23 protein-coding genes are annotated in these 24014 nt (G+C 30.6%); 7 read left to right on the top strand and 16 right to left on the bottom strand.

Annotation, left to right across the window (positions count from 1 at the left end; all coding sequences use genetic code 11):
* Positions 1 to 18: 18 nt before the first annotated feature.
* Positions 19 to 714 carry an ABC transporter ATP-binding protein gene (locus ABD859_RS05650; RefSeq protein WP_345141452.1) on the bottom strand — a complete coding sequence of 232 codons (696 nt, stop codon included), beginning with the start codon at positions 712 to 714 and terminating at the stop codon, positions 19 to 21.
* Positions 715 to 772: 58 nt separating this feature from the next.
* Positions 773 to 2242, bottom strand: a complete 1470-nt coding sequence (locus tag ABD859_RS05645) for a DUF5687 family protein (protein WP_345141450.1) — start codon at positions 2240 to 2242, stop codon at positions 773 to 775.
* A 127-nt stretch (positions 2243 to 2369) separates the two neighbouring features.
* Here ABD859_RS05645 and ABD859_RS05640 point away from each other — a divergent pair, with 127 nt between their 5' ends.
* Together ABD859_RS05640 and ABD859_RS05635 are read left to right on the top strand one after the other, a co-directional pair.
* Positions 2370 to 3422, top strand: a complete 1053-nt coding sequence (locus tag ABD859_RS05640; RefSeq protein WP_345141448.1) for a 2Fe-2S iron-sulfur cluster-binding protein — start codon at positions 2370 to 2372, stop codon at positions 3420 to 3422.
* A gap of 264 nt (positions 3423 to 3686) precedes the next feature.
* Positions 3687 to 4085: a hypothetical protein gene (locus ABD859_RS05635; RefSeq protein ID WP_345141446.1), complete on the top strand. Its 399-nt coding sequence runs from the start codon at positions 3687 to 3689 to the stop codon at positions 4083 to 4085.
* 79 nt (positions 4086 to 4164) lie between these two features.
* Here ABD859_RS05635 and ABD859_RS05630 read toward each other — a convergent pair whose 3' ends face one another.
* Together ABD859_RS05630 and ABD859_RS05625 are read right to left on the bottom strand one after the other, a co-directional pair.
* On the bottom strand, positions 4165 to 5184 hold the full coding sequence (locus ABD859_RS05630; RefSeq protein WP_345141444.1) for a glycosyltransferase family 9 protein: 1020 nt from the start codon (positions 5182 to 5184) through the stop codon (positions 4165 to 4167).
* A 43-nt stretch (positions 5185 to 5227) separates the two neighbouring features.
* A complete protein-coding gene (locus ABD859_RS05625; protein WP_281231269.1) occupies positions 5228 to 5833 on the bottom strand; it encodes a DUF4254 domain-containing protein in 606 nt (201 codons plus the stop codon).
* Between the two features lie 109 nt (positions 5834 to 5942).
* On the opposite strand from ABD859_RS05625, the gene upp reads away from it, so the two are divergent.
* Positions 5943 to 6596 (top strand): uracil phosphoribosyltransferase, encoded by a 654-nt coding sequence (gene upp, locus ABD859_RS05620; RefSeq protein ID WP_345141439.1) that lies wholly within the window; start codon positions 5943 to 5945, stop codon positions 6594 to 6596.
* On the opposite strand, the gene ABD859_RS05615 is transcribed toward upp, so the two are convergent.
* Positions 6591 to 7520 (bottom strand): DUF6427 family protein, encoded by a 930-nt coding sequence (locus tag ABD859_RS05615; protein WP_345141437.1) that lies wholly within the window; start codon positions 7518 to 7520, stop codon positions 6591 to 6593. The two genes, upp and ABD859_RS05615, sit on opposite strands and share 6 nt — an antisense overlap.
* A 134-nt stretch (positions 7521 to 7654) precedes the next feature.
* Between ABD859_RS05615 and ABD859_RS05610 the strand changes: the two genes are divergently transcribed.
* Positions 7655 to 7885: a DUF6341 family protein gene (locus ABD859_RS05610; protein WP_223706562.1), complete on the top strand. Its 231-nt coding sequence runs from the start codon at positions 7655 to 7657 to the stop codon at positions 7883 to 7885.
* Here the strand turns inward: ABD859_RS05610 and purD are convergent.
* Entirely contained in the window at positions 7877 to 9151 is a 1275-nt protein-coding gene (gene purD / locus ABD859_RS05605) for a phosphoribosylamine--glycine ligase (protein WP_345141430.1), read from the bottom strand. The genes ABD859_RS05610 and purD overlap by 9 nt on opposite strands.
* A gap of 135 nt (positions 9152 to 9286) precedes the next feature.
* On the opposite strand from purD, the gene ABD859_RS05600 reads away from it, so the two are divergent.
* Together ABD859_RS05600 and ABD859_RS05595 are read left to right on the top strand one after the other, a co-directional pair.
* Positions 9287 to 10597, top strand: a complete 1311-nt coding sequence (locus ABD859_RS05600; RefSeq protein WP_345141427.1) for a phenylacetate--CoA ligase family protein — start codon at positions 9287 to 9289, stop codon at positions 10595 to 10597.
* A 42-nt stretch (positions 10598 to 10639) separates the two neighbouring features.
* Positions 10640 to 11209, top strand: a complete 570-nt coding sequence (locus ABD859_RS05595) for an ORF6N domain-containing protein (RefSeq protein WP_345141424.1) — start codon at positions 10640 to 10642, stop codon at positions 11207 to 11209.
* Between the two features lie 48 nt (positions 11210 to 11257).
* Here the strand turns inward: ABD859_RS05595 and ABD859_RS05590 are convergent, their stop codons facing one another.
* A complete protein-coding gene (locus tag ABD859_RS05590) occupies positions 11258 to 12025 on the bottom strand; it encodes a glycosyltransferase family 2 protein (protein ID WP_345141422.1) in 768 nt (255 codons plus the stop codon).
* A 69-nt stretch (positions 12026 to 12094) separates the two neighbouring features.
* On the bottom strand, positions 12095 to 13078 hold the full coding sequence (locus ABD859_RS05585; RefSeq protein ID WP_345141420.1) for a UDP-glucuronic acid decarboxylase family protein: 984 nt from the start codon (positions 13076 to 13078) through the stop codon (positions 12095 to 12097).
* A 186-nt stretch (positions 13079 to 13264) separates the two neighbouring features.
* Here ABD859_RS05585 and ABD859_RS05580 point away from each other — a divergent pair, with 186 nt between their 5' ends.
* Positions 13265 to 14341 carry a glycosyltransferase gene (locus ABD859_RS05580; RefSeq protein WP_345141418.1) on the top strand — a complete coding sequence of 359 codons (1077 nt, stop codon included), beginning with the start codon at positions 13265 to 13267 and terminating at the stop codon, positions 14339 to 14341.
* Here ABD859_RS05580 and ABD859_RS05575 read toward each other — a convergent pair.
* The 8 genes from ABD859_RS05575 to ABD859_RS05540 all read right to left on the bottom strand — a co-directional run bounded on the left by ABD859_RS05575 (position 14310) and on the right by ABD859_RS05540 (position 23834).
* The gene (locus ABD859_RS05575) at positions 14310 to 15209 is read right to left on the bottom strand and encodes an O-antigen ligase family protein (protein WP_345141415.1); all 900 of its coding nucleotides are present in this window, start codon (positions 15207 to 15209) and stop codon (positions 14310 to 14312) included. The genes ABD859_RS05580 and ABD859_RS05575 overlap by 32 nt on opposite strands.
* A 376-nt stretch (positions 15210 to 15585) precedes the next feature.
* Complete coding sequence (locus tag ABD859_RS05570) at positions 15586 to 16650, bottom strand: hypothetical protein (protein WP_345141412.1); 1065 nt, start codon at positions 16648 to 16650, stop codon at positions 15586 to 15588.
* Positions 16651 to 16661: 11 nt separating this feature from the next.
* Positions 16662 to 17690, bottom strand: coding sequence for a glycosyltransferase family 2 protein (locus ABD859_RS05565; RefSeq protein WP_345141409.1), 1029 nt, complete (start codon positions 17688 to 17690; stop codon positions 16662 to 16664).
* On the bottom strand, positions 17691 to 18992 hold the full coding sequence (locus ABD859_RS05560; protein ID WP_345141407.1) for an MATE family efflux transporter: 1302 nt from the start codon (positions 18990 to 18992) through the stop codon (positions 17691 to 17693).
* Between the two features lie 36 nt (positions 18993 to 19028).
* Positions 19029 to 20021 (bottom strand): hypothetical protein, encoded by a 993-nt coding sequence (locus ABD859_RS05555; RefSeq protein ID WP_345141404.1) that lies wholly within the window; start codon positions 20019 to 20021, stop codon positions 19029 to 19031.
* On the bottom strand, positions 20021 to 21709 hold the full coding sequence (locus ABD859_RS05550) for a DUF6909 family protein (RefSeq protein WP_345141402.1): 1689 nt from the start codon (positions 21707 to 21709) through the stop codon (positions 20021 to 20023). Before ABD859_RS05550 ends, ABD859_RS05555 begins: the two co-directional genes overlap by 1 nt.
* Before the next feature lie 124 nt (positions 21710 to 21833).
* Positions 21834 to 23318 carry a GH3 auxin-responsive promoter family protein gene (locus ABD859_RS05545; protein WP_345141400.1) on the bottom strand — a complete coding sequence of 495 codons (1485 nt, stop codon included), beginning with the start codon at positions 23316 to 23318 and terminating at the stop codon, positions 21834 to 21836.
* Positions 23319 to 23330: 12 nt separating this feature from the next.
* A complete protein-coding gene (locus ABD859_RS05540; protein WP_345141398.1) occupies positions 23331 to 23834 on the bottom strand; it encodes a peptidase in 504 nt (167 codons plus the stop codon).
* Positions 23835 to 24014: the final 180 nt, after the last annotated feature.

The following is a 24014-nucleotide window of genomic DNA, read 5'->3' as shown; positions in this document are numbered from 1 at the left end:
TTTTTGAAATATAGAAACTTAAACGGCAAAAAACGATTCGAGTTCTTGTAAGGTTTCTTCTGAAGTTTGAATGTCTTTTACAATTTCGCCTTTGTTAAGCGCTACAATTCGATCACAGACTTCAACTGTGTGTTGTAAATCGTGACTTGACACCAGAACTGTAACATTTGGATCTTCAGCTAATTCTTTAATGATTTTCTTTAATCGGCTTACTGTTGTAGGGTCCAGATTAGCGAAAGGCTCATCTAAGATCACCACTTGGGGATTACCAATTAAAGTGGCAATTATACCCACTTTTTTTTGGTTTCCTTTTGAAAGATCGCGAAGGTATTTTTTGTTATTTAAAATTTCGCCGTTAAAAAATTCTTCGTGTTTTGCCAAAAGCGCATCAATGTCGGCTTTGTTTTGGTTGCGAAGATCTCCAATAAAATAGAAATATTCTTCAGGAGTTAAATAACCTATAAGGAAACTTTCATCTAAAAATGATCCTGTAAAAGATTTCCAGTTTTCGCTTGTATTTACCTGAATATCATTATTTTTAATATATCCTGTTGAAGGCTGAATAAGATCTAAAAGCAAACTAAAAAAAGTTGTTTTTCCTGCTCCATTATTTCCTACTAATCCAAAACTCTGTCCTTTTGGAATTTCAAGATTATTAATATTTAAAACTGTAGTCTGATTATATTTTTTTGAAAGTTGATTTGCTTGTATCATTTCAATTTAAATTTTAGATTGTTGATTTTAGATTTAAGAATCTGTACTTATTATATAATTAACTCTTTTGTTTATAAGCACTTATCGTACTGTATTTTTCAATTTTATATCTTTTTTCAATTAAAGAAAAAACTTTGTCTTTAAAAATAAAACCCAAAACTCCGGCTCCGGCTACTAATGCCAGTCCAAGCGCTTTATTATTTAAATAAAGTCCAATTGCATACAGACCTAAAGGCAGTAATATTTTTGGAAGCGTTAATAACATTGCACTTACGTTAAATGCTTTTTTATCTCCAAAAGCACCGCCGGCATTACTCAAATCTATTGGTGTTTTGGTAAAAGCACCTCCTAACAATACCAAATGCGAATTGACTCCTATGTTATAGGTTGCTGCGACGACAATTGTTAAGTAAATCTGCCATCCGAAATATAAATAAAATGAAGCCAAAATTGTAGTTACAACTGTTGCAATAACAATGAGCCACCACTTAGCCATAATGTAACCTCGATACGGAATATTCTGCGTCATCATTAATTGATAATAAGAACTATCCCAGCTTGGCACAAACTGACCAAAGACAAATAAAAATCCTCCCGAAACAAAAATGCCTGCTAATAAATGCATTACCGGATTGTCGTAAGTTTCTATTCCTCCTGAGTAAAATAAAAATCCGTAAAACAAAAAAACAACACTCATAAAAATCGTCGTTTTAGATCTTTTGTTTCTTTTAATGAGTTTAATATCGTTTTTTAGAAATGTTCCTACTGTTCCAAATTGATTAAGCCAGGTTAGATTTTCTGTTGAAGCAATATCTTCTTTTACAGAAAGTCCGGCATCCAGATATAAGTTTTTTTGAAAATATTGAAACGTAAAAATATACAAACCAATTAATATTAAAACCGGAATTAAAAACATTCCTTCAATATCATAAATACTTTTAAATAAAGGCGTTGTAAATTTTGTGACATCAAATAAACTGTAATATTGTGCACCAGCCAAAACCAGAATTAAAACTATAAAGACTGCAAATAATCTGTCTATGTTGCTTAAAATGATATTTAAAAAATTATTGATATATATAAATGCCATCGCTGCTAAATGCCAAAAAACAATTCCAATAACATCATAACCGTTTAAAATTAATACAACCGAAAATGGAACAAAAAACAAGGCGTGCATCCAGTTAAAAAATGACAAAGCTGTTTTTCCTAATGAAAAATGTACAATTGTTGGTTTCTTAAAAGGCAGGACCAATAAAGGTTTAATATTTAAAACCGGAATAGACTGGAGCAATAAACGAATTACTAAATCAAGTAAAAAATAGTAAATTAAAAATCTGTTTACAGTTATAAACGGTTCTAATTTCATTTCTTTAAGAACATAAAACAGCCCAACGCCCATTGCAATAAAAATCAATGAAAAATAAATCATCAAAAAACCGAGTAAAATTTTCATTGCCAGGTTTTTATTAAACGATGCCGATCGTATAAAAGACTTCCATTCGAGATAAATAAACTTTTTAATCATGGTTAATTGGTTTAGTTTTTTGTAGTAAGAGATCAAATGTAGGAAAACGTTACAAAAAAAGTTAAAAAAAATATTTTAGTAAGTGTCAATTACTTATGGTTTGCTACTTTTGCAAAAAATTTAAATCATGCCTTCATTCTTAAAACTTATAATTAAAGAGGTAAAACGCGAAACTGCTGATGCTGTTTCGGTACTTTTTAATGTTCCTGAAGAACTTAAACAAGACTATAAATTTATAGCCGGACAATACATAAATTTAAAATTAACACTTGACAACCAAGAAATTAGACGTGCTTATTCTATTTGTTCTGCACCAGACAGCGGTGAATTACGAATTGCAGTAAAAGCAGTAAAAAATGGTCTTTTTTCTCAGTTTGCCAACACAAAATTAAAAGCTGGAGATGTTCTGGAAGTAGGTCATCCAGAAGGAAAATTTACCTTTGAACCTGATGCCGAAAGACAAAAAAACTATGCCGCTTTTGTTGCAGGCAGTGGTATTACTCCTGTTCTTTCAATTATAAAATCGGTTTTAAAAAATGAGCCAAAAAGTTCATTTGTATTGGTTTACGGAAACAGAACTCCAGAAGAAACTATTTTTCATCAGGAATTACATGATTTGCAATTACAATATGTAGGTCGTTTTTTCGTGCATTATGTTTACAGTCAGGCAAAAGCAGAAAATGCTTTGTTTGGAAGAATTGAAAAATCGGCAGTAAACTTTGTTTTAAATAACAAACACAAAGAACTTGAGTTTGACAAATTTTTCCTTTGTGGACCAGAAGATATGATTAATACGGTTTCTAACGTGTTGAAAGAAAAAAACGTAAAAGAATCTGCTATTAAATTTGAGCTTTTTACATCTTCTACTGAAGAACATGCAATTCAGGGTTCGCAGGAAGGACATACTAAAATTACGGTTTTAGTTGATGATGATGAAGTTACTTTTGAAATGTCTAAAAAACAAACCATTCTTGATGCGGCTCTAAAACAAGGTGTTGACGCTCCTTATTCTTGTCAGGGCGGAATTTGCAGCAGCTGTTTAGGACGTGTAACGGCTGGAACTGCTGAAATGACAAAAAATTCTATTTTAACAGATAGAGAAATTGCCGAAGGTTTAATTTTAACTTGCCAGGCGCACCCAACATCTGATACTATTTATGTAGATTACGACGACGTTTAATCTATTAAATTCAAAAATATAAAATCCAAATTCCAATTTTACGATTGGGATTTGGATTTTTTTATGCCGTTCTGTATCTTTTGAAGTTTAATTTCAATTTAAAAATATCAAAAAAACACATTAATATATTCGAATATTTTTAAAAAATATCCCGAAATTTTAGTAAATTAGTAGTGTACTCAAGACTAATACATTTTTTATCATACAGATAGATTTTGTAAGCCTTCATTTAATTGTAACTCATTTTTAAAAACATTAAATATCATGGCAACACATCATTATCTCCGCCTTACTTTTATTTTACTTTTTATAATAACTTCTTTGGTTTGTATTTACTTCATTATTAAAACTAGAAAAGAAAGAAAAGCTCCTAAACTACTTTCTCCTGAAAAATATAATTCTTCAATTATTGGAGGAATGAAAGAAATATCAATCTCTGATGGTTTTTTTAATATTTGGCCTTATGTAAGTGAATTAAAAGCGGCTAAGATTTTATCCAGAAAAATTAAAGAATCTGATTTAGTACATAAAGTTTACAGAAATTCAACCGAAGATTTTGAACACATTTTATTAGCTACCGAAAAAGAAAATCATTTTGTAAAAGTTGTCGTTGACAAAAACAAAAAGAAAGCATTAGGATATCTTTTTCTGGATTTATCTTAAATAGTTATGATTCTCAAAATAAAATTCCAAATTCCAATTGTAAAAGTTGGAATTTGGAATTTTTTTATTGGAATTTCTACTATAACTTCGACTGAATACTATTAACTATTTTCTCCGGTGAAATTGTTCTCATGGCATCTTCGTAACCTTCAACAATTTTATTTCCGTAAACAGAAGTTGGGAGTTTTGGATATTTGTTTCGGTCTGCAGTCAGCGCGTTTTCTAGACTTTGGTTAAAAGGCAAAAATCCTGCGTATGGATGTGTGGAGCCCCAAAGCGTAATCACTTTTACGCCAAGCATTGCCGCAATATGCGCATTTCCAGAATCCATAGAAAGCATAACATCGAGATTGCTTATGAGTTGTAATTCCTGCTGAAATTTAATTTTTCCAGCCATATTAATTACATTTTCAAAAGATTCTGCAATCGAATCCAGAATTTCTATTTCTTTTTTTCCGCCGCCAAAAAGTAAAATTTTATTTGCTGGATTTTGAACTAATTTCTCAATTACTTCTTTCATTAAATCCAAAGGATAAACTTTAGAATCGTATTGAGCAAAAGGTGCAATTCCAATTAATTTTTTATTTTCATTTCCTATAATTTCCAGAATATCAGAACTTAAAACCGCTTTTTCAGGAAAATCCGTCCCGACACTTCGGGATGATAAATCTAATGGAAAACCAAGTTCTTCAAACACTTTTGCGTGTCTTTCGAACATAGTAGGCAATTGTTTAAAAATCTTGTTTTCAGTTCTCGTCAATTCTTTTTTTTCTTCTCGGCCTTTGTCGACAGTAGCTCTTTTTTTTCCGCTTAAAGCAAAAAGTAAGCTTACAATTTTAGATCGCAAAACATTGTGAAGATCTGCAAAAGCATCGATTTTGAGTTTTTTTACGTCAGAATACAACTTTAAAAGTCCAGGAAATCCTTTATGTCTTTCCTTTTCATCAAAAGCAAAAAAGTCCAAATTTGGAATTCCTTCAAAAAACGGTTTAAAAAACGGACGTGAAATAACGGTAATTTTTACCGTTGGATATTGTTTTACAAAAGCGCGTAAAACAGGAACCGTCATGGCGACATCTCCCATTGCGGATAGTCTCATGACGGCTATATGTTTGATCTTGTTGTTAGACAACTCTGCCAAATTATTTTTTATTTTGATATAAAACCGGATTCAATTCGTCGTCGTTGTACATTTTCATTTGTTTGTACACTTTCATGAATTTATCTCCATTTTCGATATCTGTCAATAATTCTTCGATTGCTGTAGATAAGTCTGTTCTTTGTTCTAAAAGTACATTTAATTTTTCCTGACATTTATCTCTGTGTTCCTGAGTAGCTTCTGCACGAGTAGCTTCTTCATTCATGTGATAAATTTTCAAGGCTAAAATAGATAATCTGTCAAATGCCCAAGCTGGACTTTCAGAATTGATTTTTGCTCCGTCTTTTGCTTTTACATCACTGTATTTTTGCAAAAAGTAACTATCAATATATTCAACCATATCCGTACGCTCCTGATTAGATGCATCGATTCTTCTTTTTAAAGTTAACGCTGCAACCGGATCAATCTGCGGATCACGAATGATATCTTCAAAATGCCATTGAACAGTATCAATCCAATTTTTTAGATATAATAGGTGTTCAAATTTATCTTTTGGATATGGGTTGTTTATCGGCTGATCAACATTATCAAACTGGTGATAATCTTTAATACTTTGTTCGAAAACAGAATATGCTAATTTTGAAAACATGTCTTTATTTTTTTAGATATACAAAGATACTTTTTATACTTTTATGCTGCGAAGAAAAGAAATTATTTTTCGTTTCTTAGTTTTATTCGTAAATAATTAAAAAATCATCATGAAAATTCATTATATCTCTGAAAGTAACAGCGTTTTAAATCATTTCTTAGGACAAATTCGAAATGTTAATATCCAGAACGACAGCATGCGTTTTAGAAGAAATATTGAACGTATAGGCGAAATTATGGCGTATGAATTAAGCAAAATTTTACCTTATAAAAATGTTGATATTCAGACTCCTCTTGGCATTAAAAAAACAACCGAAATAGATACTGATTTAGTTTTATGTCCCATTTTAAGAGCGGGGTTACCGCTCCATAACGGTTTTTTAAATTACTTTGATCATGCCGAAAATAGTTTTGTTTCGGCTTGCAGACATCATCCAAATGGTGACGATGAGTTTGAAATTTTAGTTGAATATCAAGCTATTTCTGATTTAAATAATAAAACCGTTTTACTTCTTGATCCAATGCTGGCAACGGGACAGTCTATTGTCGCGGTTCATAAAAAACTAATTGAAAACGCTTCTCCAACAGAAATTCATATTGTTGTAGTAATTGCAGCTCCGGAAGGAATTGCACATCTTGAAGAAAATCTTCCGCAAAACTGTCATTTATGGGTTGCTTCTTTAGACGAAAAGCTAAATGAAAAAAATTACATTGTTCCAGGTTTGGGAGATGCCGGCGATCTCGCTTACGGAAGTAAATTATAACTGAGAGAAAAAAGTAAATAAACTGCACAAAATCAATACATAAAATACAATTTCGTTATTGAGTTTTTGCTGCATATATTCCACATGACTTGCTCCCATTATAGCTAATGGCGCTATGCTGAATAATAATAAATCGTTGCTTTTATCTGGCGAAATTATGAATACCAAAACAGCAATAAAAAAGCAGGCGATCACTTTTTTATAAGATGTATGCACAATCTGCGGTCTGTTTGATAAAGTTGTTAACATTGAAAAAACAAAGAAAACTACAACCGCCGCATAGATTGAAAGCGCTCCGTTTTCGTAATTATTTTTGAAATAATCTATTCTAAAATCGATTACAGCACGTTCCTGAAAGAATTTCACAACATCAATATGGAACATTAAAGATATCATTAAGAAAATTATAGTTACTGCCAAAAGCGCTATAAATGGTAAAACCCAATTTCTATAATCTCTGGAAACGTGAAAAATTATAGATATAAAAACCAGAATTAAAAAAAGAATACTCCAAAATTGAAATAAAGAAGCTACAAAAATCCAAAACGAGGCATCAAATATTTTTTCTTTAGATGCTTTTAACGATTGAAGTGAAATTAGCCTTCTAAGCGCTAATAAAATAAAAAAGTTAGCGTAAACAACATTCGCATTATTAAATATCGTGGGGAAAAATAGTATAAATAATAAATAGAAAAATATCGCGTAACCATTGTCTTTACTAAGCCCGTTCTTTTTTACGATAAAATTTACCATAAAAAATGACGCGAAAATAAAGCACAATAAACTTATTTTTTGAAATATCGTAAAATAAGAATTTATCCAAGCCGTTTCCCGAATTTGAAACATGAAAAAGAAAACCAGTATTAAAATTACAACCAATGAATAATTTAATGGCGTAGATTTTTTAAAAACACTTGTTATCATAAGGATATTTTATACTTTTGTGATGTAAATATAATATTTGTTTAAAAACGAAACCAACAACTTGATGAAAGATTCTTCTTTTTGAATTTTACTTCGACGCGTTAAACAATAATAATCTATAATTTTATAAAATTATGAAAGCTTTTTTCGAAGGAATTCAATACTTATTCGTTAACATTTTGTTTGCTCCTCTTGACTTTTTACGTCGTTTGGAATTAGTTACATGGTTTGGTGCAAACACTATTAACTGGATTTTCATGATCATCTGTTCATGCGCAATCGTTTATTGGATTAAACAATTACGCATTTTTGATGATGCCGGAACAGAAAACCAAGATACTACAGCTCACTCTTTCTTAAAGTAAGTCGAAGCCGATATCTTTTCTAAAATACATCTTATCAAAGCTTAGTTTATCTATGTTTTGGTAAGATTTTTTTATGGCCTCCTGGAAATTATCTCCATACGAAGTTACAGCAATTACACGTCCTCCATTAGTAACGACATTTTCGCCATCTAATTTTGTTCCTGCATGAAAAACTATCGAATCTGTAATATTTTCTAAACCTGTAATTGTTTTTCCTTTTTCAAAATCTTCAGGATAACCGCCAGAAACCACCATTACAGTTGTTGCACTTCTTGGATCAACTTCTAAATTAAAGTCTCCTAATTTCTGATCTGCAACAGATAAGAATAATTCAACTAAATCTGATTTCAATCTTGGAACTACAACTTCTGTTTCAGGATCTCCCATTCTTACGTTGTATTCAATAACAATTGGTTCGTTTTTTACATTGATTAAACCAATAAATACGAATCCTTTATATTCAATTCCGTCTTTTTGGAAACCTTCGATTGTTGGTTTTACAATACGTGTTTCAATTTTTTCCATCAAAACAGCATCAACATAAGGAACTGGAGAAACTGCTCCCATTCCGCCTGTATTTAAACCTGTATCGCCTTCTCCAATACGTTTGTAATCCTTTGCTGTTGGAAGAATTTTATAGCTTTTTCCGTCCGTTAAAACAAAACAGCTCAATTCAATTCCGTCAAGGAATTCTTCGATAACTACTTTTGCGCTCGCTGTTCCAAATTTAGCATGAACAAGCATGTTTCTTAATTCTGTTTTTGCTTCTTCAAGATCCTGAATAATCAAAACACCTTTTCCTGCTGCTAATCCGTCTGCTTTTAAAACGTATGGAGGTTGTAATGTTTCCAGAAATTTACATCCTTCTTCAACCGTTTCGGCAGTAAAACTGTCATAAGCTGCAGTTGGAATATTATGTTTCATCAGGAATTCTTTCGCAAATTCTTTACTTCCTTCTAATTGTGCACCCAATTTAGATGGTCCAATAACCGGAATATGTTTTAAACTTTCGTCGTTTTTAAAATAATCGTAAATACCTTTTACCAACGGATCTTCAGGTCCTACTACTACTAAACTTATATTTTCTTTAAGTACAAGTGCTTTTACAGCTTCAAAATCTGTTGCAGAAATGGCAACGTTTTCAGCAATTGCAGCAGTTCCTGCATTTCCTGGTACTACAAAAAGTTTTTCGCAAAGCGGACTCTGTGTCATTTTCCATGCAAATGCATGTTCTCTTCCGCCTGATCCCAATAGTAAAATTGTCATGGTATAGTTGTATTTGTTGTGGTGCAAAAATACTTGCTTTTGTACGTAAAAAATAATTAAATCTTCAAAAAGTTGTTGGTTCTGTACGGTTAATAATTCCTAAACATTATTTTTGACGAAAATTATTCAGAAAAAATGATTCGTCTTTTTGATATTTCGCTTCAATTAAATGGTTTTCCTATAAAGAAAGCCAAAATCGAATTGGATAAAATTGTTCATTTTTCTGAAGAAGAATTTGCTGTTTTTCTTGAAAATAAGAAAGCAGAAATTGTTGATTTTCATCTCAAAAACAATTCTTTTTACAAGAAATTAGCTGGAAATGCAACTGCTGAAAATTGGGAAAATCTTCCCATTTTAAACAAACAAAATCTTCAAAAACCTCTTGAAGAAAGACTCTCAAAGGGATATTCAAAAACGAATGTTTACCTCAACAAAACTTCCGGCTCAAGTGGTACTCCTTTTGTTTTTGCTAAAGACAAATATTCACATGCTCTAACCTGGGCATCAAATATCATGCGTTTTGGATGGTTTGGAATTGATTTTAACCATTCGTATCAGGCACGTTTTTACGGAATTCCAATGGATTTTATTGGATATCAAAAAGAACGTTTCAAGGATTTCCTCACGCATCGTTTTCGTTTTCCGGTTTTTGATTTATCTGATGAAGTTCTGGAGAAATTCCTGAAAAAATTCAGATCGAAAAAATTCGATTATATCAATGGTTACACAAGCTCCATTGTTTTATTTGCTAAGTTTTTGGAACAGAAAAATATCATTTTAAAAGAAATCTGTCCAACATTAAAAGCTTGTTTTGTGACTTCGGAAATGCTTTTTGAAACCGATAAAAAATTGCTGGAAAAACAATTCGGCATTCCGATTGTCACCGAATACGGCGCTTCTGAATTGGATTTAATTGCTTTTGAAAATCCAAAAGGCGAATGGCAGGTAAATGCTGAAACGCTTTTTGTCGAAATTTTAGATGAAAACAATAAAACTGTTCCACATGGAACCGAAGGAAAAATTGTAATTACTTCTTTGTTCAATAAAGCAAATCCATTCATCAGATATGAAATTGGCGACATTGGAATTTTAGATGAAAAAAGCACGCCTCAAAAACCAATTCTAAAAAAACTAATTGGGAGAACCAATGATGTTGCTATTTTGCCAAGCGGAAAAAAATCACCCGGATTGACATTTTACTACGTTACCAAAAGCATTATTGAAGATGACGGAAATGTAAAAGAGTTCATTATCAAACAAACCAAATTAGATTATTTTGAAATTGAATATATTTCTGAAAATGAATTAACTGCTGAACAAATTCAGAAAATAAAAGAAGCTATCGATTTATACCTCGAACCGAATCTAAACTTCATTTTTACCAGAAAAAATGTTTTAGAAAGAACCAATCGAGGCAAACTAAAACAGTTTAAATCTTATTTGTAAATATAAATAAAATCTTACATTTGTTTTTTTAATGAAAAACTTATGAATGATCAATCTCTACTTTCAGAAGAAACAATTTCTAACAAAATATATTTTATTCGAGGTCAAAAAGTTATGTTTGACAATGATCTTGCAATGCTTTATGGAATTGAAACTAAAGTTTTAAAACAAGCTGTTAAAAGGAATATTTCGAGATTCCCAGAAGATTTTATGTTTGAACTTACTAAAATAGAATATGATTCTTCAAGGTCACAAATTGTGACCTTGAACAAGGGAAGAGGATCCAATTTAAAATATTTACCGTTCGCTTTTACAGAACATGGTGTTTTAATGCTTTCAAGTGTTTTGAAAAGCGACAAAGCCATTCAAACTAATATTCAGATTATGCGAATTTTTACGAAAGTGAGACAAATGCTTTTGGATACAACTGAAATCAAAGTTGATATTTTGCAGATTCAGAAGAAGTTAGAAAATCATGATAAAAATATAGAGTTGGTTTTTTCTTATTTAGATGAATTAACCGAGAAAAAAGAAAATGAAACGGAAAGAGTGAAGATTGGTATAAAAAATAAACTTGAGATCACAAATGTGACCTCCAATTTTGTTATATAATAAACTTCTAATTTTTAAGGTCGCAAATTGCGACCTTGAAGAACCAATTTAATTCTTCTTAATATATCTTGGTTTAATAACCAATTGTGTAAACAAAAACCTCATCATCAGCAAAATAGAAAACACAAAATTATAGCCGTGGAATTCTCTGTAAACGCCAAAATTATGTTTGATTAATTTAAACTTTGAAGATGAAACAGAATCTTTTCTAATTCTATACAATGCTAAAGGTTCTGGAACTGGTTTCGCAATTTCAATTTTTTTCAAAATAGTCAGCCATATTCTCCAATCCTGTCTTTTTTGTGATGTCGCCAGAATGATCTTTCCGAAATAATCTGCGTCGTAAATGGCTGTTAAATTGCCAACATAATTGCAGAAAAACAGTTGTTTATAAGTTAACGGATTTGGCGATTCGACCCTTCTGTTTAAATCATTTCCTTCTTCATCAATAGAATCATAAAAACTAAAAGTAAAATGCAGATTATTTGTTTTCAAAAACTGAATTTGTTTTTCTAATTTTTCGGGAAACCATAAATCATCGGCATCTAAGTATGCAATATATTTACCTGTTGCTTTTTCCAGAGCTGCATTTCTGGCAAAACCATTTCCTTGGTTTTTTGGTAATTTAAAAAGTTTTATTCTGCTGTCTTTTTGAGCAAATTCTTCAATTACAGAAACTGTTTTATCTGTAGAAGCATCATCAACCAAAATCATTTCCCAATTGGTATAGGTTTGATTTAGAACAGAATCAATTGTCGATCTAATGAACTTTTCGGTATTATATGTTGGAACAATAATAGAGACTAATTCGTTCATTTGATGCAGGTTGTTTTTGGATTTTAATTAAAAAACAGCCCGAATTAAAAACCCGAGCTGTGTAAAGTATTATTTTATATAACTAGAAAAGTCTTTATGTTCTTCTTTTGAAAGTTCTTCAGGCGATAATGATCTAAAATAATCGTATGTGATTTTCATTCCTTCTGCACGACTTACTTTTGCTTCCCAGCCTAACAATTCTTTTGCTTTTGTAGTGTCTGGCTGACGCTGTAAAGGATCATTTACCGGTAGTGGATGATATACCACTTTTTGATTAGTTCCAGTAAGTTTTATGATTTCTTCAGCAAAATCTTTAATTGTGATTTCATCTGGATTTCCAATATTTACCGGATATACATAATCTGAATGAAGTAATCTGTAAATACCTTCAACTTGGTCGTCTACATAACAAAAAGAACGAGTCTGCATACCGTCACCAAAAATTGTTAAATCTTCACCGCGAAGTGCCTGCCCAATAAAAGCAGGAATAACACGTCCGTCGTTTAAGCGCATTCTTGGCCCGTAGGTATTAAAAATACGAACGATTCTGGTTTCTACTCCGTGGAAGGTATGATAGGCCATTGTAATAGATTCCTGAAAACGCTTGGCTTCGTCATACACGCCACGAGGACCAATTGTATTTACGTTTCCATAATATTCTTCAGTCTGTGGATGAACCAGCGGATCTCCGTAAACTTCAGATGTTGAAGCAATCAAAATTCTTGCTTTTTTAACTCTTGCCAATCCTAACAAATTATGTGTTCCTAGAGATCCAACTTTTAGAGTTTGAATTGGAATTTTTAAGTAATCAATTGGACTTGCCGGTGAAGCAAAATGTAATATATAATCCAGATCTCCCGGAACATGAACAAACTTGGTAATATCATGATGATAAAACTCAAAATTTTCCAGTTTGAACAAATGCTCGATATTTTTAAGATCTCCCGTAATTAGATTATCCATACCAATTACAAAGTAACCTTCTTTGATAAATCTGTCACATAAATGCGATCCTAAAAAACCTGCCGCTCCGGTAATAAGTATTCTTTTCATAAACTGCTTCAATTAATCATTTTGAAATCAATTTCTTAACTAAATCAGTCCAGAAATTCATGCAAATGTAATAAAATATGCTTCTTTTATAATGAATCGTACAAGTGATAATTTTAAAATAAGTTAACTCTTTTCAAATCAATATTAATCTTAATTATCTATTTTTACGATAAAATAATCTATCCTTTGAAAGTCGTACATATAATAGAAGCCCTTGGCGGAGGTGTTTATACTTATTTTAAAGATTTATCAACTTTCTTTGGTGATGATGAAATAAAAAAACACATTGAGACCACAATAATTTATAGTGGAAACCGAAAAGAAATAGACAGAGATAAAATTAAATCTGAATTCTCAAACGGAGTCAACTTATTAGAAATAAATATGTTGCGAGAATTTTCACCTTTAAGAGATTTAAAATCAATTATTCAACTAAACCGTGAACTCCGAAAAATAAACCCTGATGTTATTCATCTTCATTCGTCTAAAGCTGGCGTTTTAGGACGAATTGCTTTTTTCTTTTTGTTTAAAAAAAAGAAGCTTTATTATACTCCTCATGGTTATTCTTTTTTAAGAACCGATATTTCAAGTACTTTCAGAACCATTTATTGGGCAATTGAAAAAAGTTTTCAGTACTTGTTTGGTGGAACAATTGTGGCTTGCGGTGATACTGAAAGAGAAATTGCGCAAAAATTAGGTTCTGCAAAATTAATCCGAAATGGAATTGATATTGCAAATGTTCAGGAACAATATGCACCTCTTCAAAATGAAAAATTAACAATTGGAATTATGGCTAGAATTACGGCTGCCAGAAATCCAGAAATGTTCAACCAAATTGCTTTAAAATTTCCACACTTTAATTTTGTATGGATTGGCGATGGCGAATTAAGACATATTATTACCTCTCAAAATATCAAAATTACGGGCTGGATTTTAGATCGAAAAAAGGTCTTAAAAGAACTTAATAACATTGATATTTACATGCAGACTTCTCTTTGGGAAGGTTTACCAATTGCGGTTTTAGAAGCCATGGCATTGGAAAAACCAGTTATTGCAACTAATATTATTGGAAATAAAGATGCCGTACTGCATGAAAAAACTGGTTTTCTATTTAATGATATTTCTGAATTAGATTCTTACTTTGAAATTTTAAAAGAAGAAAAAAATAGAGCAAAATTTGGTAAAAATGCTTTAACCAGATGTCATGAATTATTTGATAAAAATCAAAATTTTAAACAGCTTTTAGCTCTTTATCAAGAGTAGTTTTTTGTTGCAGCCAATGACTCGCAAAAATAGAAAACCAAAGTCCGCTGAAAGCAATTCCATCAAAGCGGAGAAAAAAATCATCTGTTAGATTTGAAGTGAAAAAAATCAGAAAAAAAGAAAGCATTATTGCATTTTTCATATCATATCCTAAATATCCTATTGTAAAAATATAAAGCGTAACAACCAACGGTCCTAAAATTCCAAATTTTATTAAAAAATCTAAAAACTGATTGTGTGTAGGAAATTCGTATTTAGCCAAAAAATGCTGATTTGTATCTTTGTAATATTTAAATAATTCTGGTTTTCCATCTGAAGCTCCTACACCAAAAGGAAGATTTTTTAGAGATAATTCCCAAGCCGATTTCCAGATTGAAACTCTCGTAACCAGCGAATTAAAAACCTTAATTTCTGGGTGATCAATTTCATCTAATTTGCCCACTTTATCCATATAAGCAAAAGTTACAGATGAATATTTTTCTTTCATATATGGATCCTTTTGAAGAAATAAAAATAAAATTCCTCCTAACAAAACAACAATCGTAATTCCTGTTAATAGTACTTTCTTAGGATTGAATCTGTGTTTAATTTCATAAAAGAAAACAATCAAAAACCCTATTAAAGCATTTAATAAAGCCATTCTGGTATTTACTAAAAGGACAAAGAAAAAGGATAATAAAAAAGCAACAACGCTTATAAGTTTGGTCTTTATTTTATCATGATTTTTAAAACTTTCAAAAACAAAATATAGTGCACAAACTGATACAAAAGCCAAGTGCATATTTAATGCTGGTGCATGAATTCCTACACTGTTTGCAAATTGATAACCCATTTCCCAAAGATCAATACCTTTTAAATATTTTTGCATCAGTTCCGGATATACAACATTGAACCGAATGAAAAAAAACAGCATGATAAAAGTCGTGGATATTGTATAAATCTGAGCTATTTTTAAAAATTTTACCCTATGATAATTTCCAATAATAAACAGAGGAAATATAATTAAAGAGGTGCTTTTTTCAATTGCTTTTAATCCTTTATAAAAGGAATCATTGTTCCAAAAAAGTAATAGTTCTAATAAAATTGGCGAGGCAATGCAAAGCATTAAAACTAGAGCCGTTTTCGTATATGCTAATTTTCTGAAGAAGATCAGATTAAATACTGCAAACAAAATAATGATCAATGAACATGGTTTTCTAAAAATCATTGTAACACCAATGAGACACAAAAAAAAGTGAAATATTTTATTGAAATTCTTTTCGGAAATGTTCATGATATAAGGCAAAATAAATTAATGGAAAAATACCTATTTTATGTTTGACGACTGATCCTAAATCAGGTTCGAAAACACCTTGGATAATAAAAAAAGAAAATAAAATCAACAGAACAAAAAGTTCATACTTGTATTTTTCCCTTTCTTTTAAGCATTTAGAAAGTCGTATTAATAAAATATAAAATAAGAAAAGTTCCCAAATTATAAATATTAATATTTGAGGTGAAAATATATGTTTAAGGCCATTTACAGGAATATTAACTGTAAAAAAACCGTAAAAAATTGCAATAATTTCTCCATACCACGTATCTGGTTTTATTGGTGGAATAATTGCTGAATTTGCATCAGATGGATTATTTCGGGTAGTGTTTACTAACTCACGGCTAAGCTCAGAAAAATACTCTCCTTTTACAATTCCATAACTTAAGGATAAGAAAATAGTAATTAGTAAACCATAAAAAATAACCATTATCGTTTTATTTTTAAAATCAATAAAACTTACCAAATACATTACACCTGCAATTATGGGAATTAAAGCAAAATAAGGGCGATATAGCACACCAAAAACAAACAAAAGAAAAATGGATAATGTTATTTTTTTTTGAGCAGAATATTGCTTTATTCTGTAAATAAAAATTATAGGGGTAACACACAAAAAGGTGATAAATTCTTTAGATGGCATGGATATAAAAACAGCCATTAAAAAAATTCCAAGGTAAACCAAAATATTTTTAATATTGATTTTTTCAAAATTATCAGGAATTCCTATTTTATATAAAATATACATTAGGATAGAAAATTGTAAAATTCCAATTAATGGAAATGGTAAATATTTTAGACCTGTAATTTTATAAAACAAAATCGTAAGCGGATAACTTCCAATATAACCAGCCTCACCAAGTTTATCATAAATAATAATGGCAGAATCGTAAAAGAATTTTGGTGGTAAAATAAAAAAAGCAACAAATGCCACAATCAAATTGGCTGCTGAAAGTAATAAAAATGTGGCAGTACTTTTTTTAATTAAAATTTGCATAAATAAAATGATTATCTCGAGGCTCTATATTTTTTATAAAAAGATGTTTTTATTCGATATCCATTTAAAAAGAATATTAAAAGTCTAAATGATAAATACTTATAAAAAAACATCACTTTATCTACTTTTAAGTTTCGATTTGATTGAAGTAAATATTTCCAATTAAGTAAATCGTTCCAGATTTCTTGTCTCTTTTTTGGAGACAATACATAAAATTCTTTTAAAATTATAACATAAATACAAGCCCAAAAATTTTCTACAGCTTGATTCAGCTTTTCAGAATTAGTCTGTTGTTTTTGCAGACCGTTTTTAACCATTATGTAAACATCAATTATGTTTTTTTCATCAATAGTTGTTGTAAATGAACCTTTTCTAGCCTGACGATAAAAGTAAAATGATTTTGAATAAACACTAAATGTTTTAATATGATACATCAATTTTCCAGTCCATTCAATATCTTCTGATTTTTTTTCTGTTGGAAAGAATAATTCATTCTCAATCAAAATTGATCTTTTGATAATTTTATCCCAGGGTGATGGAGCATACAAATCATAATAAACCAAATTTACGATTTCATCTATAAAATTTCCTTCCTTGTTTTTTAGAAACTTTTGATTGTATTTACAAATAATATCTTCTTCAGAAAAAAAGCGACTTTCTTCATGTATTATCAAATCTGGTTTTGACTCTTTTATTAAACTATTAATATTCAATAATGTATCATTTCCAACCCAATAGTCATCACTGTCACAAAAAAAAATGTAATCACCTTTTGATTTTTTTAAACCTGTATTTCTCGCATCTGATACTCCCCCATTTTCTTTGTCAATCAAAATAATGTTATCATAAATCTGCTCGTATTTTTTACAGATTTCTAAAGAAGAATCTTTTGACCCGTCATTAATCAGCAGAACCTCAAAATTATAATAATTCTGACTGAAAATACTATTAAGACATTGCTCCAGATAATCTTCAACATTATAAACAGGTATAATAATGCTAAAAAAAGTACTTTGTATATGAGAATTTATTTCTTTCATTTAATTCAAAAAAACTTTCATTTTATCCTTTCTGTAAATAATTACTGCTGAAACAAAATTCCAGAAAAAGGTACTCGAAACAAAAGCAATAGCTGCTCCGGTCATTCCGTAAATAGGAATTAAAAATCTATTTAACACAAAATTTATTATTACTGCAATAATTAAAATTATTTGATAAATATGTTGTCTGCCTGTCATGTTTAGATAAACAGAAGATGAACCAAACGCAGAACTAATGCCCTGACCAATTATTAAAATCAAAAAAGCTTGTTTGGCAGCTATATATCCATCTCCAAAAAAAGATAAAATATAATCTGAAAAAACACTTAAAAGAACAATTACTGGAAATGTTATACTAAAAATTGTACGGGAGCTGTTTTTTAAAACCTTAGCTAATTCTTCTGTTTTATGACCTGAAAAATATTCTGAAATTTTGGCCGATATTGTAATGTTAATAGTAACTATAATAATTGAAAGAATTGTCATTATTTTAACCCCAACTGAGTAAAACGCAACTGTTTCATCATTATGATATTTTTTTAAAAACAAGATATCAAAACTCATTAATAAAAAAAGTGCCATTCCGCTGATAGCTATAGGATACGATTTTAAAAATATCTCTTTGTGAGATATGTTTTCTGTGGAACTTTGCTTTATCCTTTTAAAATAGAAAAAAACAAAAATTGAACTCATAACTGCTAAAACAACAAATCCAATTAAAAAAACATCGACCAAATATGTTTCTTTTTGATAGTAAAATAAAACTATTGCGCCTAAGACCAATGGAACATATTTAATTATATTTCTGAACAATTCCGCAACAATTAATTTGTCTAATGCTCTAAAAATCTCTGTATTTAACATTGATAATCCTGAAAAAAATAGCGCTATAGTTGATTTTAAAATTATTGGATAAACTTCATTGTCTGAAAAATAATTATTGATTACTTTTTTATCAATTATCAAAATAATTATTAAAGCTGTTACTGATGCTAAAAATAACATCAAAACCATTTTGTAATATATATTTTTTAATTCTGCTAAAGATTTTTTGCTGGTTAATATTCCTTTAAAATATAAAATAGACTGATCAAAACCTAACAAACAAATACTTCCAACAACCAAAAGGAAAGTACGTGCAAAATCATATTGACCTACAATTTTAGGGCTAAAAGATTTTGTCAAAAAAACGGTAAAACCAAATAAAACAAATGCTCCTGAAATCCTCAAAAACAAGGTAACAATGCTTTTCTTTAAGAAAGAATTGTTTCTGATTTTATCAAAATTTTTACTTATTTTCAATTGATTGCATAGTAATTAGCATATAAAAAATCTTTCTCAAAGTTTACTTCTCTCAGCTTTCAAAAGCTGGTTACGATAAAACTTCTGAAATAAATGAATTAAAACAAACAGAAAAAGGAATAATACAGGAAAGAAAAGTTTAGAATTTCCATTCGTAATTTTAGTATTATTTCTATTTACAGTCGAATTGATTTCCTTAATTGTTTTATCGTAATTAACTAATTTTAGTCTGTTTTTACCTTGCTCTAAAATTAAATACTGCTTTGTTTTGATAATATCATTCAATTGAGTATTTTCATTATAATAAACCAATTTGTCATTTTTTGCTCCATTTTTTACATTACTCGAAAAACCATTTAATACTTGGTCAATTTGAGCAATAATTGTATCGTTTTTTATAATCTGATCCTCAAGATTTTTATATCCAATTTTTTGAAGCTCATTAAAATATTCCGAATTATTTATATATTTTAATAAAGGTTCTATAATATCCTTTTTGTCAGTATTTTGATTAGTTATAAAAGTAATTGAATGAAAAGTATAGTTTTTACTTGTTATATTATCTTCAAGTACTTTTTTGATTTCTCCAACCTCAGCCATTAATTTAATCAGCTCAAAATTTTGCTCTTTGTCTTCAATAAATTTATAGACATCGGCAATTGGTTTAATTTCGATTTTTTTGATCAATTTCGGTTTACTAATTCCAACTTCGTTTTTTAAGAAAGCAGTATCTCCTGCAATAATCTTAGATTCGATCAAATCTATCTTAGAATAAAGATAATCTACACTGCCAAAATTTGGAGTTACAATAACTTGATTATCAAACGATTTTTTACTTGAATCCAAATACCAGCCAATGCTAAATCCTGCAACGACTAAAATTAAAACGATAATCCAATTGCGGACAAAAAAATGAATAGATCGAAAAATCATGGTATTAATCCTTCCGAAAAAACTATTAATGCTTTTTGAAAGCTGAAAAATATCAATTTCCTGATCTTCTTTATTCTCCGGTACTTTTGTACTCATTACACTAATTCTTTTATGTTGAAAATCTGTTCTAAAATCTTAATAGTAATCAAATACGTTGGTTTTACGCCCGTTGTTCCTAATCCGCCGGATGCTAATGTGCTTCCGGTTTCAAGAGGATTATCTGAAGCGTAATATGCATAACGAACTTTAATATCGTGCGGCACGCTTTTTCTAATTTTTGATGCCGATTGAATCGCTTTTTGGTAATATGAACCTTCCATTTCAAGACCGATTACTCCCCAGGTCGATTCGTGGAAGAACTTCAATAAATCTCTGTTTTGCAATGAAGTTCCAAGAACAGTTACCATCGCGCCTTCATAAATATCAATATCGTTTCCTTCAAACATAGCGCCTGTTAATTCATTTTCAAAGAAATAATTATCTGCTGTTCCTTCGTTAATGTGTGCAGAAGGAATCATGATATCTCCTTTTCCGCCTTCCAGAATTCCTGCTTTACCCATAATAGAAACCGATTTTACATTTAGTAAAGTTTCTTTTTTATACGGTTTTAAAAGCTCATCGATTGTTTCATAAGCCTGCTCGCCAAAAGCATAATCCATTACAATAATAACTGGCTTTTCTTCACCTACATTAGCGTGAGAAAATGCTGTTTTTGCCCAGTCAATTTTAGCTGTATCAAAAATCTGAACGTCTATATTGGTTCCTGAACAATCAGGAAGTGAAATCATTCCGTTTTTTAAAGCCAAATCTTCAACCTGAGATCTGATTTCTTTAGAACCTGAACTGCTTAATTCTTCATAAATAAAGAAATCGCTTTTGCCTTTATATTTTGATGTTAAAAAAGGTGTAGCAAAAATCGAATTCATTACACTGTGCATATTGGCACTAATTACGTGAATTGGTCTTTTTAGCAGATTATTTGCTTTTAAAACTTCCTTTATGTTTGTTGCCCAGATTTCTCCGTGTATGTGATGTCCAAGACGCTCACGTAAAACAGGGCTAAAAGTAATTGTACGTTTGTTATTTTCGACAATTTCTTCAATTGCCAGTTTTCCTAACCAATAAATTACGTGCAGAAAACGATCTGGTGCAGATTCTGAACCAAAAGCGTCGTATATGTCTAAAACTTCTTCGAATGTTCTGGCTAAAATATTAGCTACGTGCGAAATTGCTTTTTCTTTTTCAATCTGCGAAAGCTTTTTAGTCTGTGTTACAGCTTGTTCCAGCTTCTGCCAATCGCGAGAAACTTCTCCACCGTCATCTACTAAAACTCTGTTTTTAATTTTATGCGATTCGATGAAAATAAAAGTCAAATGCGTCAGGATATCGTAAATATCAGAACGTCCGCGAGTGATTTCAACATTCATTTGTTCTTCGTCGATTCTGTAGCAGTTTCTTCTTCTTTTTGGAGGAACAATTGCCTGAAAATGCGATTTAGAATAACCTTCGTCTGAAGTTAAATTAATGAATCGGCATTGTTCAATTCCTATTGGAAGACGTTCTATAACGTACAAAAGTCCGTTTAGTTCTACTTTTTCCTCTGCAATATTTCCGTAAATTTCCGGACGTAATGCTAATAATGATTCTCTTAAACTATCGCCAGAAACTCCCATTGGTTTATAAAAACCACGGTTGAATAAATGGCGCATTGTAATGTACATTTTTTCTATCGCTGCAGATGATTCCTGCGCTCTTGATCTTGATATATGTTTGGTTTCTTTCATGTCTATTATTTAAAAAATCTTCAGTTATGAAGATAAAAAGAGTTATTCGTTAAACGAAAGTAGGAATTTTAAATAGAACTTTCATAAAACGACATTTAACAAATTGTTAGAAGGATTGTATTTTTTACTTTAAATTATCGGCAATCTTTCTGTCGTTTGACAATCTTGGAATTTTATTCTGTCCGCCCAGTTTACCCTGCGATTTCATATATTCCTGAAATCCGTTTTTAGATACTTTGGTTATAACCACTTTTCTCAAAACATTTCCGGTAATTAAATCATCATAATAAATGTTTTGCTTGCGCATAGAATTGTCTATAGCTTCGGCGAAAGCCTCCATATTTTCGGGTTCTTTTTCAAATTCAATCAGCCATTCATGATAGGGTAATCCGCTTGACGGCGTGATTTGAGGTGCAACAGTAAATTCGTTTATTACGATATTAGTTCCTGTTGTGGCTTCTTTCATAGCATTTTCGACTTCGTTGGCAATTACATGCTCTCCAAAAGCCGAAATATAATGTTTAATACGTCCGGAAACTATAACACGGTATGGCGCCAAAGAAGTAAACTGAACAGTATCGCCAATATTATAACCCCAAAGTCCGGCATTTGTAGAAACTATAAGCGCATAATTTACACCAAGCTCAACTTCGCCAATGGTATATCTTTTTGGGTTTTCGGTAAAAAATTCATCGGCTTTTATAAATTCGTAGAAAATTCCCGAATTTAGAAGCAGAAGCATTCCTTTTTCTTTCTGTGAATCCTGATAAGCAAAAAAACCTTCTGAAGCAGGAAACAATTCAATGCTGTCAACTTTTTTGCCAATCATCTGCTCAAATTTGGCGCGGTAAGGCTCGTAATTAACGCCTCCGTAAATAAACAAATTAAAGTTTTTAAATATTTCGCTGATCTTTTTTCCGCCGCTTTTTTCCTGTAAACGCTCAAAATACATTTGCACCCAGGAAGGAATTCCCGAAATAACGCTCATGTCTTCTTTTATCGTTTCGTCTACAATGGCATTTACTTTGGTTTCCCAGTCTTCAATACAATTGGTTTCCCACGAAGGCATTCTGTTTCTCTGCAGATATTTCGGAACAAAATGGGCTACAATTCCAGAAAGACGTCCAAATTTAATTCCGTGTTTTTCAGTCAAAATAGGGCTTCCCTGCAAAAAGATCATTTTTCCGTCAACAAAATCGGCATTTCCGGTTTCGTTAATATAATGCAGTATGGCATTTCTTGCCGCATTTATATGCGAAGGCATTGATTCTTTTGTCAGCGGAATATATTTTGCCCCCGAAGTTGTGCCGGATGTTTTAGCAAAATAAATTGGTTTTCCTTTCCAAAGGATATTCTCTTCGCCCAGCTTAACTTTTTCGATATACTCTTTTAAATCTTCGTAATCGCGAATGGGAACGTTTTTTTGAAAATCTGCAATTGTATTTATAGAACTAAAATCATGATCTTTTCCAAACTTGGTATGTTTGGCATTTTCAACTAAAGTTTTAAAAACTTCTAATTGAGTTTCAACTGGTTTACCAGACCAGGAAAGAGTTTGTTTGTATATTTTACGGGCAAAAATTTTCGCCGCTATCGACTTAATTGACATTTTTTAGTGGTATTATTTTTTGTCACTTTTCTTTTTACTTGTCTTATCTTCTGCAGACTCTTTCTCTATTTTGGCAACTTCTTCTCTTAGTTTTATTTCATCTTCAGATGCTTTCATATTTAAATCTGAAGGTGTTTCGGCTTCAGTTAAAATAGAATCTTTGTTGAATTTAGCATATTCCAGTTCTCCTTTTAAAACTTTTTGAATTCCTTGTATATAGGCTTCATTTTTTTTCAAAGCAGTTTCTAACGAATCTGATTTTATGGCAAGTTTCGTTGCATTTTTTTTCAGTTCAGAAGAAGAATAACCCGGAATAAATTCGCGCAAAGGCGTAAATGCAATAATAAAGGTAGTAACTAAAATTAGAAATATACCACCTAAAGTAAATGTTACAAATACGTTCATCAGGGTAAGTCTGAATGAAAAAATCTCTTCAAAAGTATCTTCATTCAAAATTACCAGACGGTTTTTGATGAATAATTTTTTCCTAAGATTTCTTTTCTTTTTTTTAGTCATTTTGGTAGTTTATACGAGCAAATATAGTAATTAATAGTGTTGTTAATAACTCCAAAAAATACAGAAAGTTATCAATATAATGATTTTATAAAATATTTAACGCTGTAAAAAACAAATATTTTAATCCAAAAGGACAAGTTGTTCGTATATTCTATATACCTTTGCGGTGAAAATCAAAAA

Origin of the sequence: Flavobacterium ginsengiterrae (genome assembly GCF_039539785.1) — a bacterium.
Taxonomy (GTDB): Bacteria; Bacteroidota; Bacteroidia; order Flavobacteriales; family Flavobacteriaceae; genus Flavobacterium; species Flavobacterium ginsengiterrae.
This window is presented reverse-complemented; position numbering and strand designations above follow the sequence as displayed.

Excerpts from the sequence above, each read along its gene's own strand:
- ABD859_RS05550 (WP_345141402.1), bottom strand. The coding sequence starts at position 21,709 with ATGAAAGAAACCAAACATATATCAAGATCAAGAGCGCAGGAATCATCT.
- ABD859_RS05645 (WP_345141450.1), bottom strand. The coding sequence starts at position 2,242 with ATGATTAAAAAGTTTATTTATCTCGAATGGAAGTCTTTTATACGATCG.
- ABD859_RS05600 (WP_345141427.1), top strand. The coding sequence starts at position 9,287 with ATGATTCGTCTTTTTGATATTTCGCTTCAATTAAATGGTTTTCCTATA.
- ABD859_RS05630 (WP_345141444.1), bottom strand. The coding sequence starts at position 5,184 with ATGAGACTATCCGCAATGGGAGATGTCGCCATGACGGTTCCTGTTTTA.
- ABD859_RS05575 (WP_345141415.1), bottom strand. The coding sequence starts at position 15,209 with ATGCAAAAATATTTAAAAGGTATTGATCTTTGGGAAATGGGTTATCAA.
- ABD859_RS05585 (WP_345141420.1), bottom strand. The coding sequence starts at position 13,078 with ATGAAAAGAATACTTATTACCGGAGCGGCAGGTTTTTTAGGATCGCAT.
- ABD859_RS05610 (WP_223706562.1), top strand. The coding sequence starts at position 7,655 with ATGAAAGCTTTTTTCGAAGGAATTCAATACTTATTCGTTAACATTTTG.
- ABD859_RS05595 (WP_345141424.1), top strand. The coding sequence starts at position 10,640 with ATGAATGATCAATCTCTACTTTCAGAAGAAACAATTTCTAACAAAATA.
- ABD859_RS05545 (WP_345141400.1), bottom strand. The coding sequence starts at position 23,318 with ATGTCAATTAAGTCGATAGCGGCGAAAATTTTTGCCCGTAAAATATAC.
- ABD859_RS05540 (WP_345141398.1), bottom strand. The coding sequence starts at position 23,834 with ATGACTAAAAAAAAGAAAAGAAATCTTAGGAAAAAATTATTCATCAAA.
- ABD859_RS05615 (WP_345141437.1), bottom strand. The coding sequence starts at position 7,520 with ATGATAACAAGTGTTTTTAAAAAATCTACGCCATTAAATTATTCATTG.
- ABD859_RS05570 (WP_345141412.1), bottom strand. The coding sequence starts at position 16,650 with ATGCAAATTTTAATTAAAAAAAGTACTGCCACATTTTTATTACTTTCA.
- ABD859_RS05590 (WP_345141422.1), bottom strand. The coding sequence starts at position 12,025 with ATGAACGAATTAGTCTCTATTATTGTTCCAACATATAATACCGAAAAG.
- ABD859_RS05555 (WP_345141404.1), bottom strand. The coding sequence starts at position 20,021 with ATGAGTACAAAAGTACCGGAGAATAAAGAAGATCAGGAAATTGATATT.
- ABD859_RS05635 (WP_345141446.1), top strand. The coding sequence starts at position 3,687 with ATGGCAACACATCATTATCTCCGCCTTACTTTTATTTTACTTTTTATA.
- purD (WP_345141430.1), bottom strand. The coding sequence starts at position 9,151 with ATGACAATTTTACTATTGGGATCAGGCGGAAGAGAACATGCATTTGCA.
- ABD859_RS05640 (WP_345141448.1), top strand. The coding sequence starts at position 2,370 with ATGCCTTCATTCTTAAAACTTATAATTAAAGAGGTAAAACGCGAAACT.
- upp (WP_345141439.1), top strand. The coding sequence starts at position 5,943 with ATGAAAATTCATTATATCTCTGAAAGTAACAGCGTTTTAAATCATTTC.
- ABD859_RS05625 (WP_281231269.1), bottom strand. The coding sequence starts at position 5,833 with ATGTTTTCAAAATTAGCATATTCTGTTTTCGAACAAAGTATTAAAGAT.
- ABD859_RS05650 (WP_345141452.1), bottom strand. The coding sequence starts at position 714 with ATGATACAAGCAAATCAACTTTCAAAAAAATATAATCAGACTACAGTT.
- ABD859_RS05565 (WP_345141409.1), bottom strand. The coding sequence starts at position 17,690 with ATGAAAGAAATAAATTCTCATATACAAAGTACTTTTTTTAGCATTATT.